5 protein-coding genes are annotated in these 4,962 nt (G+C 68.5%); 3 read left to right on the top strand and 2 right to left on the bottom strand.

The annotated features are described in order from the left end of the window. The coding region (locus ACFWW8_RS33385; RefSeq protein WP_386535219.1) for a PH domain-containing protein at positions 1-504 on the bottom strand (504 nt) is incomplete at its 3' end. 48 nt (positions 505-552) lie between these two features. Continuing rightward, positions 553-792, bottom strand: a complete 240-nt coding sequence (locus ACFWW8_RS33380) for a hypothetical protein (RefSeq protein WP_351270243.1) — start codon at positions 790-792, stop codon at positions 553-555. Positions 793-1,026: 234 nt separating this feature from the next. Here ACFWW8_RS33380 and thyX point away from each other — a divergent pair, with 234 nt between their 5' ends. The 3 genes from thyX (at position 1,027) to ACFWW8_RS33365 (ending at position 4,667) form a co-directional block, all read left to right on the top strand. Further along, positions 1,027-1,767 carry an FAD-dependent thymidylate synthase gene (thyX, locus tag ACFWW8_RS33375; protein ID WP_386535216.1) on the top strand — a complete coding sequence of 247 codons (741 nt, stop codon included), beginning with the start codon at positions 1,027-1,029 and terminating at the stop codon, positions 1,765-1,767. Between the two features lie 200 nt (positions 1,768-1,967). Further along, positions 1,968-2,867 carry a 4-hydroxy-tetrahydrodipicolinate synthase gene (gene dapA, locus ACFWW8_RS33370; RefSeq protein ID WP_386535213.1) on the top strand — a complete coding sequence of 300 codons (900 nt, stop codon included), beginning with the start codon at positions 1,968-1,970 and terminating at the stop codon, positions 2,865-2,867. A 114-nt stretch (positions 2,868-2,981) separates the two neighbouring features. Continuing rightward, entirely contained in the window at positions 2,982-4,667 is a 1,686-nt protein-coding gene (locus ACFWW8_RS33365) for a ribonuclease J (protein ID WP_386535210.1), read from the top strand. Positions 4,668-4,962 lie beyond the last annotated feature (295 nt).

The raw sequence follows: 4,962 nt of genomic DNA, 5'->3' as shown, positions 1-4,962 counted from the left end.
GTCGAAGGCCTCCGACCGGGACAGGAAGTCGGCGTTGTGGTCGGTCAGCAGCACCGGCAGCTCCGCACCGGCGCGCCCCGCCACCGTCAGGGCCTGGCCCTGCACGGTCCGCGGCAGCCCCAGCCAGCGCACCGGCTGCTGCACCGTACGGAATTCGGTGACCTCGCTCCACGCGATCGTGCGGGTCCCGAAGAACCCGACGCGGCGCAGCCCCGTACGGCTCACCCACACGCCCGTACGCAGCAGGCGCAGCGCCGAGCCGACCACGCAGAGCGCGGCGGCCAGGCAGACGGTCGCCCCGCCCCAGGTACCGGCGAAGGCGACGATCATCGTGGCCAGCAGCATGAAGGCGGAGAGCAGGAGCAGCAGCGCGGCGATGGCCACCCGCCAGGGACCGGGCCGGTACGGCCGCCGCCAGCGGTCGTGGTCGGCGTGGGGGAGTACGTCGTCGCTCTCCTCGTCCGCGTCGAACACGCCGTCGGCCGTCAGGAAGGGCAGGGGCACGGCTGTACCTCACTCACATGCACGTTCGGTTGGGCTGTGCCCGTGAGGCTACCGCCCCTCGGACGCCTCCGACTGCTGCGACTTCTCCGGTGCCTTGCTCGGCTGCAGCGCGGGCATTCCGAAGAGCAGCGAGCCGGCGAGCCCTGCCACCACGGTCAGCCCGACCAGACTACGGGCGGCCATCTGGGTCTTGCTCAGACTCTCGCGCGGCGGCGGAGTGACATTGCTGCGGAATCGGTCGGCCTCGGCGACGAAGGCGAACGGGACGGGTTCGCGCCGGCGGAACATGGGAGCGACTCTCCTCGCTGTCGGGCCCCGTGACGGGGCGGCGGATGGATGCGCGTACTACCCGTTAGACGTCCGGAACACCCGATCGGTGCCCGAATCCGGCACATCAGCCACATCTCATGGCGTCGCGTCAGCTCGTGCGGGCGCCCGGCGGCCCGCCTGCGCGTGCGCGGCGGGCCGCGGTCGGCGACGTAGAGTGGGCGCGCCCCAGGACGCACGTTTGGAAGGACCCCGGTGAGCGACACCGCCGCTTCAGATCTGAAACCCAGCTTCCGCAGCGATGTGACGGTGGAGCTGGTGAAGCACTCCGCCGCCGACTCCGACGTGCTGTGGGCCGCCCGGGTCTCCACGGCCGGGGAGCAGTCCCTGGAGGAGCTGCAGAAGGACCCGGAGCGTTCCAAGGGCCTGATCAACTACCTGATGCGCGACCGCCACGGCAGCCCCTTCGAGCACAACTCGATGACCTTCTTCATCAGCGCCCCGATCTTCGTGTTCCGCGAGTTCATGCGCCACCGCGTGGGCTGGTCCTACAACGAGGAGTCGGGCCGCTACAGGAACCTGGAGCCCGTCTTCTACGTCCCGGACGCCGAGCGCAAGCTCGTCCAGGAGGGCCGCCCGGGCAAGTACGTGTTCGTCGAGGGCACCGAGGCGCAGCAGGAGCTCACCGGCCGTGTCATGGAGGACTCCTACCTCCAGGCGTACCGGGCGTACCAGGAGATGCTCGACGCGGGCGTGGCCCGGGAGGTTGCCCGTTCGGTCCTGCCGGTCGGTCTTTTCTCCTCGATGTACGCCACGTGCAACGCGCGCTCGCTGATGCACTTCCTCGGTCTCCGTACGCAGCACGAGCTGGCGGCCGTGCCGTCGTTCCCGCAGCGGGAGATCGAGATGGTCGGCGAGAAGATGGAGCAGCACTGGGCGAAGCTCATGCCGCTCACGTATTCGGCCTTCAACGGCAACGGACGCGTTGCCCCGTAAGGGCCGGTACACCCGCGGCGTACACATGTACGGACTCAAGTCCCAAGTGTCCGTATTGCGGCGTTTCGGGAAGTTCATCTAGGCTGATCAAACGGACCCGGCACTGCTTGAACCCCCGAGCAGGCAGTGCCGGTGTCCAACACCCCGTTGACGTCCCCCGAGGGGACACCGCGAGCATGGCAGCGAGTAGCGTGTTACCCATGGCTCCGATCTCGACTCCGCAGACCCCCTTCGGGCGGGTCCTCACCGCCATGATCTCGCCGTTCACGGCGGATGGCGCACTCGACCTCGACGGCGCGCAGCAGCTCGCCGTCCACCTGGTCGACGCAGGCAACGACGGCCTGATCGTCAACGGCACCACCGGTGAGTCGCCGACCACCACCGACGCGGAGAAAAACGACCTCGTACGAGCCGTCCTCGAAGCCGTCGGAGACCGCGCCCACGTGGTCGCCGGCATCGGTACGAACGACACCCGGCACACCCTGGAGCTGGCCCGCGAGGCCGAACGCACGGGCGCCCACGGCCTCCTCGCCGTCACCCCGTACTACAGCAAGCCGCCGCAGGAGGGCCTCTACCGGCACTTCACGGCGATCGCCGACGCGACCAGCCTGCCGGTCATGCTCTACGACATCCCCGGGCGCAGCGGTGTCCCCATCGACACCGAAACCCTGGTGCGGCTCGGCGAGCACCCCCGCATCGTGGCCAACAAGGACGCCAAGGGCGACCTGGGCCTCGCCAGCTGGGCCATCGCGCGCAGCGGCCTGGCCTGGTACTCGGGCGACGACATGCTGAACCTCCCCCTGCTGTCCATCGGCGGCGTCGGCTTCGTGTCCGTGGTCAGCCACGTGGTCACCCCCGAGCTGCGCGCCATGCTGGAGGCGCACCTGGGCGGAGACGTCCAGAAGGCCGCCGAGATCCACCAGAAGCTCCTCCCGGTCTTCACCGGCATGTTCCGCACCCAGGGCGTGATGACCACCAAGGCCGCGCTGGGCCTGCAGGGCCTGCCCGCCGGCCCGCTGCGGCTCCCGCTGGTCGAGCTGAGCCCCGAAGAGACGGCACGGCTCAAGCTCGACCTCGCCGCCGGCGGGGTACAGCTCTGACAACAGACTTCACAACTGAATAAGCACGACCCCACCAGACAACAGCAAGTGCACGAATGACATGCGCGCCACGTGCCTTCCGAGGTACGTGGCGCGTGTGGTGAGGAGAGACTTTTGAGCCATCCGCATCCTGAACTCGGTCTGCCGCCGAAGCTCCCCAAGGGCGCCCTCCGGGTCACCCCCCTGGGCGGGCTCGGCGAGATCGGTCGCAACATGACCGTCTTCGAGTTCGACGGCCGTCTGCTGATCGTCGACTGCGGCGTTCTCTTCCCCGAGGAGGAGCAGCCGGGCATCGACCTGATCCTTCCGGACTTCTCGTCCATCAGGGACCGCCTCGACGACATCGAGGGCATCGTGCTCACGCACGGCCACGAGGACCACATCGGCGCCGTCCCCTACCTCCTCCGGGAGAAGCCGGACATCCCGCTGATCGGCTCCAAGCTGACGCTGGCCCTCATCGAGGCGAAGCTCCAGGAGCACCGCATCCGCCCTTACACCCTTGAGGTGAAGGAGGGCGAACGCGAGAACCTGGGCCCCTTCGACTGCGAGTTCATCGCCGTCAACCACTCCATCCCGGACGCCCTCGCGGTCGCGATCCGGACCCCCGCGGGCCTGGTCGTCGCCACCGGCGACTTCAAGATGGACCAGCTCCCGCTGGACAACCGCCTCACCGACCTGCACGCGTTCGCGCGCCTGAGCGAGGAGGGCATCGACCTCCTCCTCTCGGACTCCACGAACGCCGAGGTCCCGGGCTTCGTCCCGCCCGAGCGCGAGATCTCGAACGTCCTGCGCACGGTCTTCGCGAACGCCCACAGCCGGATCATCGTGGCCAGCTTCGCCAGCCACGTGCACCGCATCCAGCAGATCCTGGACGCCGCCCACGAATACGGCCGCCGGGTCGCCTTCGTCGGCCGCTCGATGGTCCGCAACATGGGCATCGCGCGCGACCTCGGTTACCTCAAGGTTCCGCCGGGCCTCGTCGTGGACGTCAAGACGCTCGACGACCTGCCGGCCCACGAGGTCGTCCTGGTCTGTACGGGTTCCCAGGGCGAGCCGATGGCGGCCCTGTCCCGCATGGCCAACCGCGACCACCAGATCCGGATCGTCCCCGGCGACACCGTGATCCTGGCGTCTTCCCTGATCCCGGGCAACGAGAACGCCGTCTACCGCGTGATCAACGGCCTGACCCGCTGGGGCGCGAACGTCGTGCACAAGGGCAACGCCAAGGTGCACGTCTCCGGCCACGCCTCGGCCGGCGAGCTGCTGTACTTCTACAACATCTGCAAGCCGCGGAACCTGATGCCGGTCCACGGCGAATGGCGCCACCTGCGTGCCAACGCCGAGCTCGGCGCCCTGACGGGCGTCCCGAAGGACCGCATCGTCATCGCGGAGGACGGCGTCGTCGTCGACCTCATCGACGGCAAGGCCCGCATCTCGGGCAAGGTCCAGGCCGGCTACGTGTACGTGGACGGACTCTCGGTCGGCGACGTCACGGAGGCCTCGCTCAAGGACCGCCGGATCCTCGGCGACGAGGGCATCATCTCGGTGTACGTCGTGGTGGACAGCACGACGGGCAAGGTCGTCAGCGGCCCGAACATCCAGGCACGCGGCTCCGGCATCGACGACGCGGCCTTCGGCCCGGTCGTCGCGAAGATCGAGGAGGCGATCGCCCGCGCCGCTTCCGACGGCGTGGCGGAGCCCCACCAGATCCAGCAGCTCATCCGCCGCTCCGTGGGCAAGTGGGTGTCGGACAGCTACCGCCGCCGGCCGATGATCCTCCCGGTCGTCGTCGAGGTCTGACCTCCGCCGTAGCGACCGCACGGGAGCGGGGCAACCGGATTTGCATCCGGGGGCCCCGCTCCAGTACGTTTACGTCTCCACCTCGCAGGGCCCGCGGGCACAGACATGTGCCCTGAACGCCCGCGGGCGGGTGGGATCAACCAGTCGGGGAAACCTGATAAAGTCTGGTCCACCCGAAAGGGAAAGGCCCTCCGAAGGCCATCGGAATTCAAATCCAGTCGATCGTGACAAGGAAATGAATCTGATAGAGTCGGAATCGCCGGAAAGGAAAGCGCGAAAGCGAATACCTGGAAAG

Source organism: Streptomyces sp. NPDC058701 (assembly GCF_042715295.1).
Classification (GTDB): Bacteria; Actinomycetota; Actinomycetes; order Streptomycetales; family Streptomycetaceae; genus Streptomyces.
The sequence above is the reverse complement of the archived record's forward strand: the minus strand, read 5'-3'. Positions and strand labels throughout refer to the sequence as shown.